We start from the raw sequence: 14,964 nt of genomic DNA, 5'->3' as shown, positions 1-14,964 counted from the left end.
TATTGTGAAAAAATATTTGCAAGTAATGGCTTTAGCTGGAATCGCGCTTACTCTAAGTGGTTGTGGTAAGTTGAAGGATTCTAGTTTAGCAAATAATGCGACAACCACTTCAACCACTAAGAAAAAAAGCTATCAAACTACTAACACGGGAACGAATGGCTATACCGTTTTAATGAAAAATGGTCGCTATAATATTAGTCCGATTGCAGGATTAACAGCTACTGATAATGATAATTCTGTTGATACGCGTGAATTAGAGCGAGGGCTGATTCAAATTTCTAAGAATCAATTTTCGCCTAATCAATACGTCTTCCAAGAAGGACAATATTTGGATACCTCAACTGTAACTGATTGGTTAATGCGTAAATCCAAATCAAATCCTGATGGTTTAAACCCAGTAAATAATGGTAAGACCGGAACCGATACGCGTAATCCAATTTATTTGGAAGAAATTATCGAACAAGATTATTTGACTGGATCTGGTTCCAAGTATAATTTAGGTGGTATGAGCTTGGGCTTAGCCATGAATTCGGTTGATTATTATCAGAAAAAGCGTAACGGTGCAGAATTTCAAACTACTATTTCACGTGCTGAGCAAAAAGCTCAAGGTGAAAAAATAGCTAATGAAATTGTTGCTCGCTTGCGTAAGAAGAAAGCTTTAAAGAATATTCCGATTACGATTGGTTTATTCTCCAAGACTGGAAAAGATTCATTAGTTGGTGGAACTTACTTCGCTTACGGGACAGCGGCCGCTAATAGTAGTAAAATATCTAAATGGAAATCCATGTCGGAAAAAATGCAAGTTTTACCGACAACTGGTAGTGAAAAAGCAATTAACAGTGATGATGCATCGCACTTCAATGATTTCAAGACGGCTATTCAAAACTACTTCCCTAATATTAGTGGGGTAACGGCAACTTTGCGTTATACAAACGGTAAGCTTTCACAAGAAAACATTTCCGTAACAACGCAATTTTATGGCTATGAACAAATTCAAAGTTTTACCCGTTTGGTTTTGTCGTCAGCTAAAAAGTACTTGTCTGGCAATATCCCAATTGAAATCAAAATTGGTTCAGTAGATGATGTACAAGCTTTAGTTGCAAAAGAAACCGGCGATAGTGATTATCAAGTCCATGTTTATGGCGGCGAATAGGAGGTATTTGCGTGGAAATCACAAAAGATACCATTAAACACGTTGCGACTCTTTCGCGACTTGCGTTTAATGAAGAAGAATTAGATAAATTTACTGATCAAATGGGATCAATTATCAATATGGCTGATCAACTTAGTGAAGTTGATACTGAGGGTGTTGATGAAACAGTTCAAGTTGTTGATCGTGATACTGTCTTCAGAGAAGATAAACCTGAACACTGGCAAGGACAAGACAGAGAAACATTGATGGCTAACGTTCCTGAAAAGGCAAACGGCTACATTAAGGTTCCTGTAATTATTAATAAGGATGAGGACGAGTAATGAATTACTTAAACGAAAATATTGATTCATTAAACAAAAAGCTTGCCAGCGGTGACTTGTCAGCAGATAAGTTAGCTAAAGACACTGTGGCAAACATTAAGGATACAGATAAGAAGTTAAATGCTTGGATCACTGTTTTAGATGATGCTAAGCCTGCAGATAACCTTGACTACTCCAAGAGTAAGTTAGCAGGTATTCCAATCGCAATTAAGGATAACATCATCACTAACGGGATTAAGACAACTGCTGCTAGTCACATTTTGTACAACTACATGCCAATGTATGATGCAACAGTTATTTCTAAGCTTAAGAAGGCTGGCGTAACCTTTGTAGGTAAGACCAACATGGATGAATTTGCCATGGGTTCATCAACTGAACACTCATATTATGGTGCTACTCACAACCCATGGAATTTAGATAAAGTTCCTGGTGGTTCATCTGGTGGTTCAGCAGCTGCAGTTGCTAGTGGTCAAGTTGTAGCAGCACTTGGTTCAGATACTGGTGGTTCAATTCGTCAACCAGCCGCATTTAACGGTATTTTTGGTATTAAGCCAACTTACGGTCGTGTATCACGTTGGGGTCTTATCGCATTTGGTTCTTCACTTGATCAAATTGGTGTAATGACTAAGCGCGTTAAGGATTCAGCTGAAGTATTAAACGTAATTGCTGGTGCAGATGAGCATGACTCAACTGTTTCAACCCGTGAAGTACCTGACTTTACTAAGTTTATCGGTCAAGATGTTAAGGGTCTCCGTGTAGCTGTTCCTAAGGAATACATGGAAGCAGTTGACGGTAAGATGCGTGAAGTTATTCAAAAGCAAATCGATGCTTTGAAGGATGCTGGTGCAGTGATCAATGAGGTTTCATTGCCACATACTAAATACGTTGTTCCTGACTACTACATCATTGCTTCAAGTGAAGCTTCTTCAAACTTGCAAAGATACGATGGTATTCGTTACGGCTACCGTGCTAAGGACACTAAGAACTTACTTGATGTTTACGTTAAATCACGTTCTGAAGGCTTTGGTGCTGAAGTTAAGCGTAGAATTATGCTTGGTTCATTTGCCCTTTCAGCTGGTTCATATGACCGTTTCTTTAGACAAGCTGCTAAGGTTAGAACCTTGATCTGTGATGACTTTGACAAGATCTTTGCAGAAAATGATGTAATTGTTGGACCAACTACTACTGAGCCAGCATTTGGTATTGGCGAAGAAGTTTCAGACCCAATTAAGATGTACAACAATGATATTTTAACTATTTCTGCCAACTTAGCAGGTATTCCTGCAGCTAGTGTTCCAGCTGGTTTAGTTGATGGGATGCCTGTCGGTTTACAAGTTATGGCTAAGCGTTTTGATGAAGGTAATGTCTTCAAGACTGCTGACTTTATCGAACGCACTAACAAGTTTTATGAAAAAACACCAACTGGAATGGAGGACTAATTGAATGAATTTTAAATCGACTATCGGACTTGAAGTCCACTTCGAATTAAAGACAAAGAGTAAGATTTTCTCTCCTTCACCAGTAACATATGGTGCTGAACAAAACACGGAGACTAATGTAATTGACTGGGCTATGCCTGGTACCTTGCCAATGGTTAACAAGAACGTTTACCGTTTGGGAATCATGGTTGCCATCGCAACCCACGCTCACATTTTGCCAACTACTCACTTCGACCGTAAGAACTACTTCTATCCTGATAACCCTAAGGCTTACCAGATTACTCAGTTCTTCCAACCACTTGCTCGTGATGGTTACATCGAAGTTGAAGTTCGTGGTAAGAAGAAGAGAATCGGTATTCACGAAATGCACATTGAAGAAGATGCCGGTAAGAACACTCACGGAACTAACGGTTATTCATACGTTGACTTAAACCGTCAGGGTGTGCCACTTCTTGAAGTTGTTTCTGAACCAGATATGGAAGATCCAGAAGAAGCTTACGCTTACCTTGAAAAGTTACGTAAGATTGTTCAGTTTACTGGTGCTTCAGACGTTAAGATGGAAGAAGGTTCAATGCGTGTTGATACTAACATTTCCATCCGTCCAGCAGGTCAAAAGGAACTTGGTACTAAGGTCGAAATGAAGAACTTGAACTCATTCGATCACGTACGTCGTTCACTTGCCTACGAAGAAAAGCGTCAAGAACAAGTTCTATTAGCTGGTGGTCATATTCAACTTTCAACTCGTCGTTTTGACGAAGCAACTGGTAAGACTGTTTTGGAACGTGTTAAGGAAGGCGCATCGGATTACCGTTACTTCCCAGAACCAGATATTGCACCAGATCATATTTCACAAGAATGGATCGATGAAATTGCTAAGGAATTACCAAAGGGGCCATTTGCTCGTTACGATGACTATGTAAATAAATATGGTTTGAAGCCATATGACGCTAACGTTTTGCTTCAAACTAAGGAAAGTTCTGACTTCTTTGATGAAGCTGTTGCAGCTGGCGCAGATCCAACTCTTGCAGCTAACTGGATGAACACTCAAGTTAATGGTTACTTGAATGATCACCGTATTGAATTGAAGGATATTAAGTTAACTCCTGAACACTTGGCAGAAATGATCAAGTTAATCAAGGACGGTACTATTTCATCTAAGATTGCTAAGAAGGTCTTTGCCGAAACTATTGAAAATGGTACTGATCCTAAGAAGTATGTTGAAGATAATGGTATGGTTCAATTGTCAGATACTTCTGTTTTAGCTCCAATGGTTAAGAAGGTTGTTGATGATAACCCTCAATCTGTTGAAGACTTTAAGAATGGTAAGGATCGTGCAATCGGCTTCTTAGTTGGTCAAATCATGAAGCAAACTCGTGGTAAGGCTAACCCTAAGATGGTTAACAAGTTACTTAACCAAGAATTGCAAAGTCGTTAATTTTTAGAACGTTAGGTAGTAATTATGACTAGAAAAGCAAGATTAATTTATAATCCTGTATCAGGTCACGAACAGATGCCAAAGAATGTGGCCGATATTTTAGATGTATTAGAACAAGCAGGCTACGAAGCTAGTGCTTTTAGAACTACACCTGAAGAAAATAGTGCTCGCAATGAAGCTACTCGTGCTGCTAAGGAAGGCTTTGATTTAATCGTAGCAGCTGGTGGGGACGGTACAATCAATGAAGTAGTTAACGGGATTGCCTTTTTAGAAAACAGGCCTAAAATGGCAATTATTCCTGCTGGGACTACTAATGATTATGCTCGTGCATTAGCCATTCCACGTGATAATATTCCAGATGCTGCTAAAGTAATCTTAAAGAATAAAACTCGTAAAATGGATATCGGTAAAGCTGTTTTTGGTGACCAAATTCAATATTTCGTTAATATTGCTGCCAGCGGTTCTTTAACTGAGTTAACATATGGCGTACCATCTGAGGTTAAGTCAGCTTTGGGTTATGCCGCATACTTAATCAAGGGGGCAGAAATGTTGCCACACTTGACTGAGAATGAGATGCGTTTGACTTATGATGATGGCGTTTATGAAGGAAAATTATCAATGTTCCTACTAGGAATGACTAATTCAATTGGTGGTTTTGAGCAAGTTATGCCTGATGCACAGCTTAGTGATGGATTATTCCAATTGATCGTGGTCAAGCCTTCTGACCCTGTTAGCATGATGAAGTTGATGGCATTGGCTTTGAATGGTAAACATGTTGATGATCCCAATATCATTTATACCAAAACGCGTAGCCTGAAGGCCGAGTTGATTGGTAAAAGTGAAGGGCAAGACTTACCAGTTAATCTTGATGGTGAGATCGGTGGTTATTGTCCAGTTGAATTTAACAATTTGCAACAGCATATTGAATTTTATGTTGGTGGATAAAATTTAAGCAAAACAAATAGCGTTGACTAGTGTAAAAGCTAATCAACGCTATGTTTGTATGGAAATTAATTAATCGCGATCTCCGCCCATGCCAAAGATTTGTAGCAAGAACATGAAGATGTTGATGAAGTCGAGATACATGCTTAAAGCCCCCATAACGGCTAAACCAGTATCTGAAACTTGACCGCCGTAGGTCATGAAAATCTTCTTAGCATTGTGTGCGTCGTAGGCAGTTAAGCCAGTGAAGATTAACACACCGATGCAGGAGAAGATAAAGGTTGCAGCGCCACTTCTAATGAAGAAGGCGTTAACGAGCCATGCAACTAAGAACCCGATCAAAGCTGCGCCAAGGTATGAACCCCAGTTGCTCAAGTCGCGCTTAGTTACAGAACCGAAGACGGCCATTGCTGCGAACACGCCAGCTGCTGATAAAAAGGCACCAGCGATTGAAGCGGAAGTAAATGCTCCTGCGATAAAGGCAAATTCGAAGCCGTAGACTGCGGAAAGAATCAACAGAAGAACGATGCCTAATGTTGGGTTCTTTGCTGCCTTAAAGCTGATTGTCATACATAAAACAATTGGAACAAATACGATGATCCAGTAAACGGCTTGTGACATGTTAGCAATTGCAGATGCAAACACAGTCGTAGTCAAGAATGCAGTTGCTGCAGAAACTAAAACAGCCAAAATCATGAGACTGTACATCTTAGTCAAGAAGCTGTTAACTGCAGAAATATCCTGGACTTGACGCCGTCCTGGAGTATTTGAAAAGTTATCCATGAAATATACACTCCTTTTATTTACTTGTCTTATCTATTTTACCGTATTTAGTGGTCAAATGAATAATAGTAAAGTTTTTCTTATGAAAAAACTAAAGTAGGCAGAAAGATGTCTAAAGAAAATCGCCTCCTGTATAGTGAAGATATAAAGGAAGTGATTTTGATGGAAAAAAGATATATTGACAATGGCATCCGTGGTCAAAGAAGTGAATATCCAGATAAAATAGGTGAATTCAGACGGGAGACGATCTTGTCCTTTACTCCAGAAGCGGCAGAAAAATATCATCAGCTGACGAGTTCGCAAAAAACATTTATTGATCGGGAGCTTGATGATTTAAAATTTAATCAAGATACCACTATCAATAAAAAAGTAAATGCGGAATTAGACCAAGCAATCGTCTTTGAACGAAATGATCATGAAATAATAATTACAGATATAGTTGCTCAACCTACGCGTGACAGTCAGGAATATCGACGTGCGCAAATTAGGATGGACCGACAGAACCATTAATTTTAAGCCAAAGGTGGTGAACTACATAAACAGATAAATATGAAGCACACCATGTACAAATCCAAAGTAGTAAGACAGCTAAATAAATATTTTGTAAAGCTAGCTGTTTAAAATTAAAATATTGCCAAAAGATACGATCCCAAAAAACATTGGCTAAAAATGCTCGATAAGCATAAAAAGCTAGAAAGTGAATTGATTTTAGCCAGTAGTTCATATTAAAGACTTTTTGTGCAATACAGATTAGGTAAATCAAGAGGATAACCGCTAAAGCATAAATTGCCATTGAAGGTAGGTAATAACTGTCGTTGGTTAGGTCTGTTAATTTGAAAGTGGCTAAAAATAAATCTCTGGTCCTAAAATAGGTTAAAAGGTAAAATCCCACAATTAGCCACCAATATGTAAACAGAAAAGTTTGAATTTCATGATGAAAATTCCAGCTTAAGCCACCGTAGAGCCCAAAGATCAAAAAGCTGATAAAGATACGATCTAATAAATACCAATGGGTAGCCTCGGGACCATTTAAAATGAAGTGATCATAAAAAATTAACCAGGCAAAGTAAATAATTCCGGAACTAATAACTGCGATTAGTAGTCGTCGATAAGAATGCTGGACCCAGTTGCAGACTGATTTGATTCCAGGCATGATAAGCAAAAATTGCAGCATCATGACGCTGTACCAAAGATGAGGTGTGGCATTATCACTGAAGAATTGCCAGATGAATGTGGCAATATTGTGAAAATGCCCGTGTTGCTGCAGATTAGGCATAGCAATGAGATAAAATAAAGTCCAAGCAAAAGTAGGAAAGAAGTTATTATCCCACTGGTCGGAAAAATATGATTTTAAAGGTAATTTTGCCTGCTGGTCATTTTTCCTAATTACGGTAAAGACAATCCCAAAAATGAAGGCTGGTGAAGTGAATTTGACGAGGTTATAAAGTGATACCAAAAAGAGCTGCTGTGAATGATCGAATGGTAATGTCAAGAAAAGAGTAATAATTGGTTGCAACATGACACAACCGTTAGCTAGTAGATTGCGTAAAAAAGTTCCTAAAGACGATGGTCTTAGGAACTTTTTTACTGATATGATTATTTTCTACTTTTCTTTAGCCCACTTCAAGCCGATTCCGGTGATTCCGCTCAAAATAGAGAAGATTGGTGAAAGAAGACTGAAGAAGACGAATGGTAAGAAATGTAAAACTGGCACACCTAAAGTTGAAGCGGCGAATGAACCGGCAACACCCCAGGGAATTAAGTAGTTAATTACGCTACCGCCGTCTTCAAGTACGCGGCTAAGGGCTAATGGTGAAAGCTTAATTTTATCAAAAGCCGGCTTAAATGCACGACCAGGTAAGATAACTGATAGGTATTGTTCACCAACAAAAAGGTTGATACAGATACCAGATAAAATGGTGACCGTAATTAAACGACCAGGCTTGGTTAAATGTTTAACGAGTGGTTCCATTGCACTTTGAACAATGTTGAACTTCATGAGCATCCCACCCAAAGATAAGGTAGAAATGATCAAAGCTACTGTAGCCATCATGTTGGAAATACCACCACGGGTTAATAAGGCATTAACAGAAGCATCACTAGTTTTAGCCACAAAGCCGTTCATAACTAAATTGTTAAGCGATTGAATAGATTCGTGGGGACTTTGAATAAAAATCATGATTACAGTAATCGCAATGTTTAAAAAGAGCGTAGGGATTGCGGAAATTTTGCGCCAAGCACAAAAGATCATCAAGATAATTGGGACAATTGCCCACCAGCTGATACTGAAGTTAGTTTGTAAAATATGTGAAGTACGTTCAATCTTAGTTGGATCCATGTTGCCACTGTTGCCTAAGATCCAGAATAAAATTAATGAAACTACAAAAGCAGGAATGGTTGACCACATCATATTTTTAATGTGGGCGAATAATTCACTTTCGGCAACTGCTGAAGAAAGGTTGGTTGAATCGGATAAAGGAGACATCTTATCGCCAAAAACAGCTCCAGAGATAATTGCCCCAGCAACTAAGGCAGGATTAAGGTTCATACTAGTTCCGATCCCAAAAAGCGCAATCCCAACAGTTGAGATTGTGGTAAAACCACTACCGATTGCCATCCCAATAATTGAACAAACAATAAAAACAGATGGAACGAAGAAACTACCACTGATTAAGTGGAAACCCAGGACCATGATGGAAGGGATGATTCCCGCTTTAATCCAGATCCCGATCAAAGCGCCGATTAAAATAAAGATAAAAATCGGAATAATGGCTACACTAATTCCTTCTTTGATGCCATCTTGAACATCTTGCCAGGAAAAGCCACGCAGTCTAGCCCAAAAGGTAAGTAAAAGGACAATGAATAAAACTGGCACTTCTGGAGAAAGGGCAAGCTTGATAACTGCCAATCCCAGAATAGTGAGGAGTGCAATTAAGATAATAATTGATTCAGTAAAGGAAACTTTCTTTTTCTTCATTTTTATATTCCTCCAAATAAAAAATCCCGTTGACTTATTAGTCAACGGGACGACAATAGCCGTGGTACCACCCACTCTTTCAAGCATAAGAACTTGAATCTCTATCAGATGGTAACGGTTCTGAATTTTTCCGAACAACATTATAACGATGTATTTCGTCAAGCTTTGCCTGCCTGGTTTGCAGCTACCACCAGTTCTCTGAACGCTGAGCAAAGTTGCTACTTTTCGTTTCTTGTTGAGCAATATGATAGCAAGATTAAAAAAGTATGTCAATAGATTTAAGTAAAATATTTTTAGATGCAAAAATTAACCAAATAGTTGAGTCTTCCTAGATACTAGATTTACAATTGAGGAAATATAGTTATTACATTGCTTGGGATAGTAATTAAGAGGAATCTTTATGCATAAAAAACGAGCTTTATCCATCTTTTTGGCACTTTGTGCCTTTGCAATATTTTTATTCATTGTGCAGCCAGGGGATAAGCTGGATAATGGCATTAAGAATCAGAAAGAACAGCTGCATGATTATATGAAGTTTCATCATATCAACGGTGTAATGTTAATTAATGATAAAAAGGGGCAACCGATTGTTGTCCAAAATAAGGAGACCACTGATTCAAGCCAAATAGTTAACGCTAATCAATTGTTTCCGATTGCTTCGCTACAAAAAATTATGACAGGAACTGCAATTTATCAGCTGCAACAAGAAAAGTTATTAGGTTGGAATACCTCTTTATCTAACTATTATCCTCAAGTTTCAGGTAGTAAAGATATTACAATTCATGAGCTGATGAATCATACTAGTGGCTTGGTTAACAATGCTCGACCATCTTCTCCGCTTAAAAATCAGAAAGAGCAAATAGCTTATATGCTTAATCACATGGAGAATGATCATCTTCATACTTGGGATTACCAAGATGTTGATTATGAATTGCTAGCAGCTATTATTAGCAAGCAGACTAATTTAAGTTATAATGCTTATATTCAGACCGATTTTGCTAAGCCACTTAAGCTCCAGAAAGTTAAGGATTTTTCTGAGGTTAACCAAAACGAGATCCCTCAGCCAATGAGTAAAAATGTTGACTGGCACCAAGTGACAGTGACGACGTCGTCGGACTTTGGAGCAGGGAACTTATTCATGTCACCAATTGATTATTGGAAGTTTGTATATAACGATGTGCTGAAAAATCCTAAAATGGTAAACGAGTATTACCACCAAGCCCAGCATCAGACGGTAGCTTATTTTGGTGGAGTGTATTTTAATGGTGACATCATTCGCGCTAATGGCAGTATCCCTGGTTATAATTGCTGCTTTGTTGCGAATTACAAGACCAAGCGTATGATTATGCTATTTTCTAATAATATTAATTATTTGAGGTTGAAAGTAGCGGCTAACCACATTTTGCATGCGTATATGGGTGATAGTTGGTTCTAAAAAGCAGTCGATTATTTTTTGAAGCACAAAGATTGGTCAAGTATTATAATAATAGAGAGCTATTTTTTTAAGGTTGAGTGAGTATGAAAAAGAATCAAATTATAGATTTAGAAATTACCGATCTTTCGTATGAAGCAATGGGTGTGGCCCATTACGAGGGAATGACCGTATTTGTTACTAATGCACTTCCAGGCGAAGTGGTTAGTGCAAAGATTTTAAAGGTTAAGAAGAACTTTGCTTTTGCTAAAATTGAAGAAATAAAAAAAGAAAGTCCTGATCGAGTTAAGATCAAGTTGAATCAATGGGTTCAAACGGGACTCGCTTCTTTAGCTCATATCAAGTATGATAAGCAACTTGAATTCAAGCGTAATCAAGTTGTTAACTTACTTAAGAAGGCACATTTAGATGAGATTGAAGTAGGACAAACTTTGCCTAGTCCTGAGCAAACAGGGTATCGCAACAAGGCCCAAGTTCCTGTGCGAGAATATAATGGACAACTTGAGATTGGCTTTTTTAGACGACATTCACATGATTTAGTGCCTTTGACAAATTTCTTTACCACTGATCCGGAAATTGATCGTGTATTGGTTGCAGTGCGTGATGTGTTGCGCAAGTACAAGATTGCGCCTTATGACGAGGTAAACAATACGGGAATTATACGCTATCTTGATGTGCGTCGTAGTAAGGCTAATGGCGAGATAATGGTTATTTTGGTCAGCCGGGTTAAGGATTTCCCACAAATGACGGGTGTTGCAGCTGAGATTAGCCAGATTCCTAAGGTTTCAGGTTTAGTCTTGAACTATAATCCTAAGAAGACCAATGTGATTTTGGGTAAAAAGGATTACCTAGTTTTCGGTAATGACCAGATTACTGATCAAATTGGTGATTTAAAGTTTAGAATTTCACCTCAAAGTTTCTTCCAGATTAATTCGCTGCAAACACCGCGCTTGTATGATTTAGCGATTAAGCAAGCAGATTTAGGTTCGGATGATGTAGTAATTGATGCATATTCGGGAATTGGAACGATTGGTTTGAGTGTAGCTAAGCATGTGAAGGCCGTGCGTGGAATCGAAGTTGTCCGGGATGCGATCAAGGATGCCAAGGACAATGCCGAGCTAAATGGTATTGAAAACGCAAAGTATTACTTAGGCAAGGCTGAAGAAATAATGCCGCGTTGGGCTAAAAAGGGTATGAAGACCGATGTGGTTTTTGTTGATCCACCGAGAAAAGGGTTGACACCTGAATTTATTAATGCGACAGTTAAGACTGGACCTAAGAAGGTCGTTTATATTTCGTGCAATCCTGCAACAATGATTCGCGACTTGCTTTTGTTCCAAGAACAAGGTTATGAATTTAAGCGAATCGATCCTGTTGATATGTTCCCACAAACGCCACATGTAGAGGCTGTGACTGTTTTGACAAAGAAGAAGTAAATATGATTATTAAACCATTAATTAGTGAAGACGAAGCAAAACAAACAAGTAAGCTTTTCCAAACAACTTGGCAAGAGACGTATAAAGGCGTGCTACCAGATGTATTTTTGGATAATATTCCGGCTACTGCTTGGGTAAAACGACTCAATGAGAGTGGTCGTCATAATTTAGTTTTTAAAGACGATAATAACGAGGTTCAAGCAGCCGTTAGCTATGGTCGTCCACGTGACACTAGAATGCTTGGCTGCGGTGAGTTGATGGCATTATATGTTAAACCTGATTTTCAAGGCTACAATGTAGGTAAGACCTTGCTAAATGCCGCAGAAAATGAACTGAAGAAGATGGGTTATGGCAAGATTTACTTGTGGTGTCTGGCTGAAGATAAAGATGCACAAGAATTCTTTAAGCACTTTGGCTGGCGTAATATTGCTACCCAACGTTTTATTGAAATTGCTGGCAAAGAATATAAGTATTTGCTGTTCCAGAAAAATTTACATAGTTAATGAAGCCGAAAGGCTTTATTTTTTTGCTTTTTTTTAAAAAAGGTCTTGCGTTATCTTCTCACTTTGGTATACTAGTATCTGTTCGGCTATGGAGGATTACCCAAGTGGCTTAAGGGGACGGTTTTGAAAACCGTTAGGCGGTTATGCCGCGCGTGGGTTCAAATCCCACATCCTCCTCTAGTTTGGTCCATTGGAGCAGTGGTTTATCTCTCCTCCCTGTCACGGAGGAGATCATGGGTTCAAATCCCATATGGACCGTTGATGGCGGAATTGGTGAAGGGGTTAACACACTGGTTTGTGGATCCAGCATGCGTGGGTTCGATTCCCACATTCCGCCCCATAATGGAGGATTAGCTCAGCTGGGAGAGCATCTGCCTTACAAGCAGGAGGTCACAGGTTCGAGCCCTGTATCCTCCATATTTTTTTACTCAAAAGCGTTAGAAATTTTTGTCTAACGCTTTTTACATACCATAGAAAGAAGTTAAGCATGAATAAAAAACAGATTACAATGGTGACGGCAGCCTTGATGCTTGGCAACGTGATGTCGGGGCTAGACGGAACTATTATTAATACCGCTATTCCAGCCATCGTCGCGGCCTTGCACGGAATTCAATTCATGGGTTGGATTGTGGCAATTTTCTTATTAGGAATGTCGATTTCGATTCCGATTTGGACAAAGATCGGAGAGAAAATCACTAACAAACGAGCCTTTGAGCTTTCATTGCTACTCTTTGTTTTGGGATCGGCTCTACAAGGGATAGCGCCAAATATTATTTTCTTTCTGTGCTCTCGCTTTATCATGGGAATCGGTGCAGGTGGTATGGGTTCTTTACCTTATATCATTGCTGGTTATGTGTTTAAAAATATTAAAACGAGAACCAAAGTATTAGGCTATTTAACTGCCAGCTGGAATGGGGCTGCGATCTTAGGGCCACTTGTTGGTGGTTGGTTAATTGATGCTTTCTCTTGGCACTGGGTCTTCTATATCAATATTCCAATTGGCTTAATCGCATTTTTGATTTGTTTAATTTACTACAAACCGGTTACTCCAAAAAAGACACCGGTTTTCGATATCCCTGGTGCTACTTTATTAGTAATCGGACTGCTTTTATTCTTGATGGGCGTGCAACTAGTTGGTTTAACCGCTAGCTGGATCATAATTGGATTGATTATAATTAGTTTAGTCTTCATCGTCTTTTTCTTTATTCGCGAAGGTCATGCAGACAATCCAATTATTCCAATTTCTTTATTTAAAAATAAAGATTTAGATGGCGACTTTTTATTATTTGCCTTTACTTGGGGTGCCTTTTTAGCAGTAAACACCTATATGCCAATGTGGGCTCAGGCATTACTAGGCTTGTCAGCTTTAATTGGTGGGATGACGTTAATTCCAAATTCGATTGTTGAAATTATCGCATCTCAAAGTGTAGCAGCGATTCAGGAGCATATGACAACCTTTAAATTAGTTTTGATTGGAATAGTTGCCATGATTATCTCATCAGCTGGTTTGTTTATTTCTGGCATACATACGCCTGTGCAGATGTTGACCTTTATTGGTGCATTTTCTGGCATTGGGGTTGGCTTTATCTTTGTTGCTTTGCAATTAAAGGTACAACTTGATGCGGGACTAAAGAATATGGCAACGGCCACTTCAACTTCATATTTGATCAGAATTTTAGCTCAAACAGTAATGGCTGCTGTTTATGGCGTAATTATGAATCTGAACTTGGCCAGCGGAGTTCAAACGCACAAGGGAATCACGATGACCATGATGAATAAATTGAGTGATGCGCAAAGTGCCAAGAGTTTGCCGCAAAACTTAGTGCCAACAATGAGAACTATTTTCCACGGCGGTATTAAGGAAATTATGTTGGTTTCATTGATTTTGTTAATTATCGCCTTTGTAATGAATTTCTACTTTAACTTTGGTAAAAAATGCAAGAAATTGTAATAATTTTGAAAATGAAAGCTCGATTTGTGAGCTCTTCTTTTTTAGTTACAGCATAATGTGTTTTTCGGCATAAGTGATTAAATCAGTCAAGCTGGTCTGATAATTTTGCTTAACCCACCAGACTAACAGCATATAGATTCCACCAGATTGATAGGCTATTGCATAGTCGGGTAGGTGGACATCAGAATGGTAAACTGACATCAGCTTTTTCAAATATTTAGTTTGAAAATTAAGTAATTCTCCTTCAAATCCTGCATCAAGCAGTAATTTCATTAGTTGAGGATTATCTTTGAAGAATTCAAGGTAGGCAGTAAGCTGCTGCTTAAAAGTTCTCAAATTATGTTGATCAATATCAGCGATAAAATTATGGTATTGATTAAATAAAAATTGCGCAATGACTTCATCTTTTTGGTCATAATTGCGATAAAAGGAAGTACGAGATACCTTAGCCTTACGGGTGATTTCTGCAATAGAGATCTCCGTATAAGGCTTTTTTTGTAGTAATTTGAATAATGCATGTTCAATTTGTTGCTGCGTATGCAGACTCTTCATATTCATCAAGATCATCCCCAAATGTAAAATGTTTGACAACT

At 38.5% G+C, this 14,964-nt stretch carries 14 protein-coding genes and 4 tRNA genes; 14 read left to right on the top strand and 4 right to left on the bottom strand.

All coding sequences use genetic code 11. The annotated features are described in order from the left end of the window. The first annotated feature begins 4 nt into the window (after window positions 1–4). Genes J6L97_RS08695 through J6L97_RS08675 form a run of 5 tightly spaced genes read left to right on the top strand, consistent with a single transcriptional unit; the run spans window position 5 to window position 5,292 of the window. Window positions 5–1,153 (top strand): CamS family sex pheromone protein, encoded by a 1,149-nt coding sequence (locus tag J6L97_RS08695; RefSeq protein WP_005720934.1) that lies wholly within the window; start codon window positions 5–7, stop codon window positions 1,151–1,153. 11 nt (window positions 1,154–1,164) lie between these two features. Next, on the top strand, window positions 1,165–1,473 hold the full coding sequence (gene gatC, locus J6L97_RS08690; protein WP_005720935.1) for an Asp-tRNA(Asn)/Glu-tRNA(Gln) amidotransferase subunit GatC: 309 nt from the start codon (window positions 1,165–1,167) through the stop codon (window positions 1,471–1,473). Further along, window positions 1,473–2,912 carry an Asp-tRNA(Asn)/Glu-tRNA(Gln) amidotransferase subunit GatA gene (gene gatA / locus J6L97_RS08685; protein WP_005720936.1) on the top strand — a complete coding sequence of 480 codons (1,440 nt, stop codon included), beginning with the start codon at window positions 1,473–1,475 and terminating at the stop codon, window positions 2,910–2,912. Before gatC ends, gatA begins: the two co-directional genes overlap by 1 nt. A 4-nt stretch (window positions 2,913–2,916) precedes the next feature. Then, the gene (gene gatB, locus J6L97_RS08680; RefSeq protein WP_005720937.1) at window positions 2,917–4,347 is read left to right on the top strand and encodes an Asp-tRNA(Asn)/Glu-tRNA(Gln) amidotransferase subunit GatB; all 1,431 of its coding nucleotides are present in this window, start codon (window positions 2,917–2,919) and stop codon (window positions 4,345–4,347) included. 24 nt (window positions 4,348–4,371) lie between these two features. Beyond that, window positions 4,372–5,292 carry a diacylglycerol kinase family lipid kinase gene (locus J6L97_RS08675; RefSeq protein ID WP_005724311.1) on the top strand — a complete coding sequence of 307 codons (921 nt, stop codon included), beginning with the start codon at window positions 4,372–4,374 and terminating at the stop codon, window positions 5,290–5,292. Between the two features lie 69 nt (window positions 5,293–5,361). Here the strand turns inward: J6L97_RS08675 and J6L97_RS08670 are convergent, their stop codons facing one another. Then, window positions 5,362–6,072 carry a Bax inhibitor-1/YccA family protein gene (locus tag J6L97_RS08670; protein WP_005725237.1) on the bottom strand — a complete coding sequence of 237 codons (711 nt, stop codon included), beginning with the start codon at window positions 6,070–6,072 and terminating at the stop codon, window positions 5,362–5,364. A 162-nt stretch (window positions 6,073–6,234) separates the two neighbouring features. On the opposite strand from J6L97_RS08670, the gene J6L97_RS08665 reads away from it, so the two are divergent. After that, entirely contained in the window at window positions 6,235–6,582 is a 348-nt protein-coding gene (locus J6L97_RS08665) for a hypothetical protein (protein WP_057726167.1), read from the top strand. Here the strand turns inward: J6L97_RS08665 and J6L97_RS08660 are convergent. Together J6L97_RS08660 and nhaC are read right to left on the bottom strand one after the other, a co-directional pair. Next, window positions 6,557–7,591 (bottom strand): cation-translocating P-type ATPase, encoded by a 1,035-nt coding sequence (locus J6L97_RS08660; RefSeq protein WP_057726169.1) that lies wholly within the window; start codon window positions 7,589–7,591, stop codon window positions 6,557–6,559. The two genes, J6L97_RS08665 and J6L97_RS08660, sit on opposite strands and share 26 nt — an antisense overlap. Before the next feature lie 84 nt (window positions 7,592–7,675). Beyond that, window positions 7,676–9,049, bottom strand: coding sequence for a Na+/H+ antiporter NhaC (gene nhaC, locus J6L97_RS08655; RefSeq protein WP_005725243.1), 1,374 nt, complete (start codon window positions 9,047–9,049; stop codon window positions 7,676–7,678). 400 nt (window positions 9,050–9,449) lie between these two features. Between nhaC and J6L97_RS08650 the strand changes: the two genes are divergently transcribed. From J6L97_RS08650 to J6L97_RS08615, 8 genes are all read left to right on the top strand, one after another. Beyond that, complete coding sequence (locus tag J6L97_RS08650) at window positions 9,450–10,484, top strand: serine hydrolase domain-containing protein (RefSeq protein WP_054832648.1); 1,035 nt, start codon at window positions 9,450–9,452, stop codon at window positions 10,482–10,484. 83 nt (window positions 10,485–10,567) lie between these two features. Continuing rightward, window positions 10,568–11,917 (top strand): 23S rRNA (uracil(1939)-C(5))-methyltransferase RlmD, encoded by a 1,350-nt coding sequence (gene rlmD, locus J6L97_RS08645; RefSeq protein ID WP_013085973.1) that lies wholly within the window; start codon window positions 10,568–10,570, stop codon window positions 11,915–11,917. 2 nt (window positions 11,918–11,919) lie between these two features. Continuing rightward, window positions 11,920–12,420, top strand: a complete 501-nt coding sequence (locus J6L97_RS08640) for a GNAT family N-acetyltransferase (RefSeq protein ID WP_005720949.1) — start codon at window positions 11,920–11,922, stop codon at window positions 12,418–12,420. Between the two features lie 90 nt (window positions 12,421–12,510). Then, window positions 12,511–12,597 (top strand) — tRNA-Ser (locus tag J6L97_RS08635). A gap of 7 nt (window positions 12,598–12,604) precedes the next feature. Beyond that, window positions 12,605–12,678 (top strand) — tRNA-Asp (locus tag J6L97_RS08630). A gap of 6 nt (window positions 12,679–12,684) precedes the next feature. Continuing rightward, window positions 12,685–12,760: transfer RNA gene (locus J6L97_RS08625), tRNA-His, on the top strand. Between the two features lie 4 nt (window positions 12,761–12,764). Beyond that, window positions 12,765–12,837 (top strand) — tRNA-Val (locus J6L97_RS08620). Window positions 12,838–12,907: 70 nt separating this feature from the next. After that, window positions 12,908–14,371 carry an MFS transporter gene (locus J6L97_RS08615; RefSeq protein ID WP_023488309.1) on the top strand — a complete coding sequence of 488 codons (1,464 nt, stop codon included), beginning with the start codon at window positions 12,908–12,910 and terminating at the stop codon, window positions 14,369–14,371. 45 nt (window positions 14,372–14,416) lie between these two features. Here the strand turns inward: J6L97_RS08615 and J6L97_RS08610 are convergent, their stop codons facing one another. Continuing rightward, window positions 14,417–14,929, bottom strand: coding sequence for a TetR/AcrR family transcriptional regulator (locus J6L97_RS08610; protein WP_005725250.1), 513 nt, complete (start codon window positions 14,927–14,929; stop codon window positions 14,417–14,419). Window positions 14,930–14,964 lie beyond the last annotated feature (35 nt).

The organism is Lactobacillus crispatus (assembly GCF_018987235.1).
Taxonomy (GTDB): domain Bacteria; phylum Bacillota; class Bacilli; order Lactobacillales; family Lactobacillaceae; genus Lactobacillus; species Lactobacillus crispatus.
Note: the sequence above shows the minus strand (reverse complement) of the source record. Positions and strands in the feature narration are given on the sequence as shown.

What these genes read in the sequence shown, in the direction of transcription:
- nhaC (WP_005725243.1), bottom strand. Translation starts at nt 9,049, where the DNA reads ATGAAGAAAAAGAAAGTTTCCTTTACTGAATCAATTATTATCTTAATT.
- J6L97_RS08660 (WP_057726169.1), bottom strand. Translation starts at nt 7,591, where the DNA reads ATGTTGCAACCAATTATTACTCTTTTCTTGACATTACCATTCGATCAT.
- J6L97_RS08650 (WP_054832648.1), top strand. Translation starts at nt 9,450, where the DNA reads ATGCATAAAAAACGAGCTTTATCCATCTTTTTGGCACTTTGTGCCTTT.
- J6L97_RS08675 (WP_005724311.1), top strand. Translation starts at nt 4,372, where the DNA reads ATGACTAGAAAAGCAAGATTAATTTATAATCCTGTATCAGGTCACGAA.
- J6L97_RS08615 (WP_023488309.1), top strand. Translation starts at nt 12,908, where the DNA reads ATGAATAAAAAACAGATTACAATGGTGACGGCAGCCTTGATGCTTGGC.
- rlmD (WP_013085973.1), top strand. Translation starts at nt 10,568, where the DNA reads ATGAAAAAGAATCAAATTATAGATTTAGAAATTACCGATCTTTCGTAT.
- J6L97_RS08670 (WP_005725237.1), bottom strand. Translation starts at nt 6,072, where the DNA reads ATGGATAACTTTTCAAATACTCCAGGACGGCGTCAAGTCCAGGATATT.
- gatA (WP_005720936.1), top strand. Translation starts at nt 1,473, where the DNA reads ATGAATTACTTAAACGAAAATATTGATTCATTAAACAAAAAGCTTGCC.
- gatB (WP_005720937.1), top strand. Translation starts at nt 2,917, where the DNA reads ATGAATTTTAAATCGACTATCGGACTTGAAGTCCACTTCGAATTAAAG.
- J6L97_RS08665 (WP_057726167.1), top strand. Translation starts at nt 6,235, where the DNA reads ATGGAAAAAAGATATATTGACAATGGCATCCGTGGTCAAAGAAGTGAA.
- J6L97_RS08610 (WP_005725250.1), bottom strand. Translation starts at nt 14,929, where the DNA reads ATGAATATGAAGAGTCTGCATACGCAGCAACAAATTGAACATGCATTA.
- J6L97_RS08640 (WP_005720949.1), top strand. Translation starts at nt 11,920, where the DNA reads ATGATTATTAAACCATTAATTAGTGAAGACGAAGCAAAACAAACAAGT.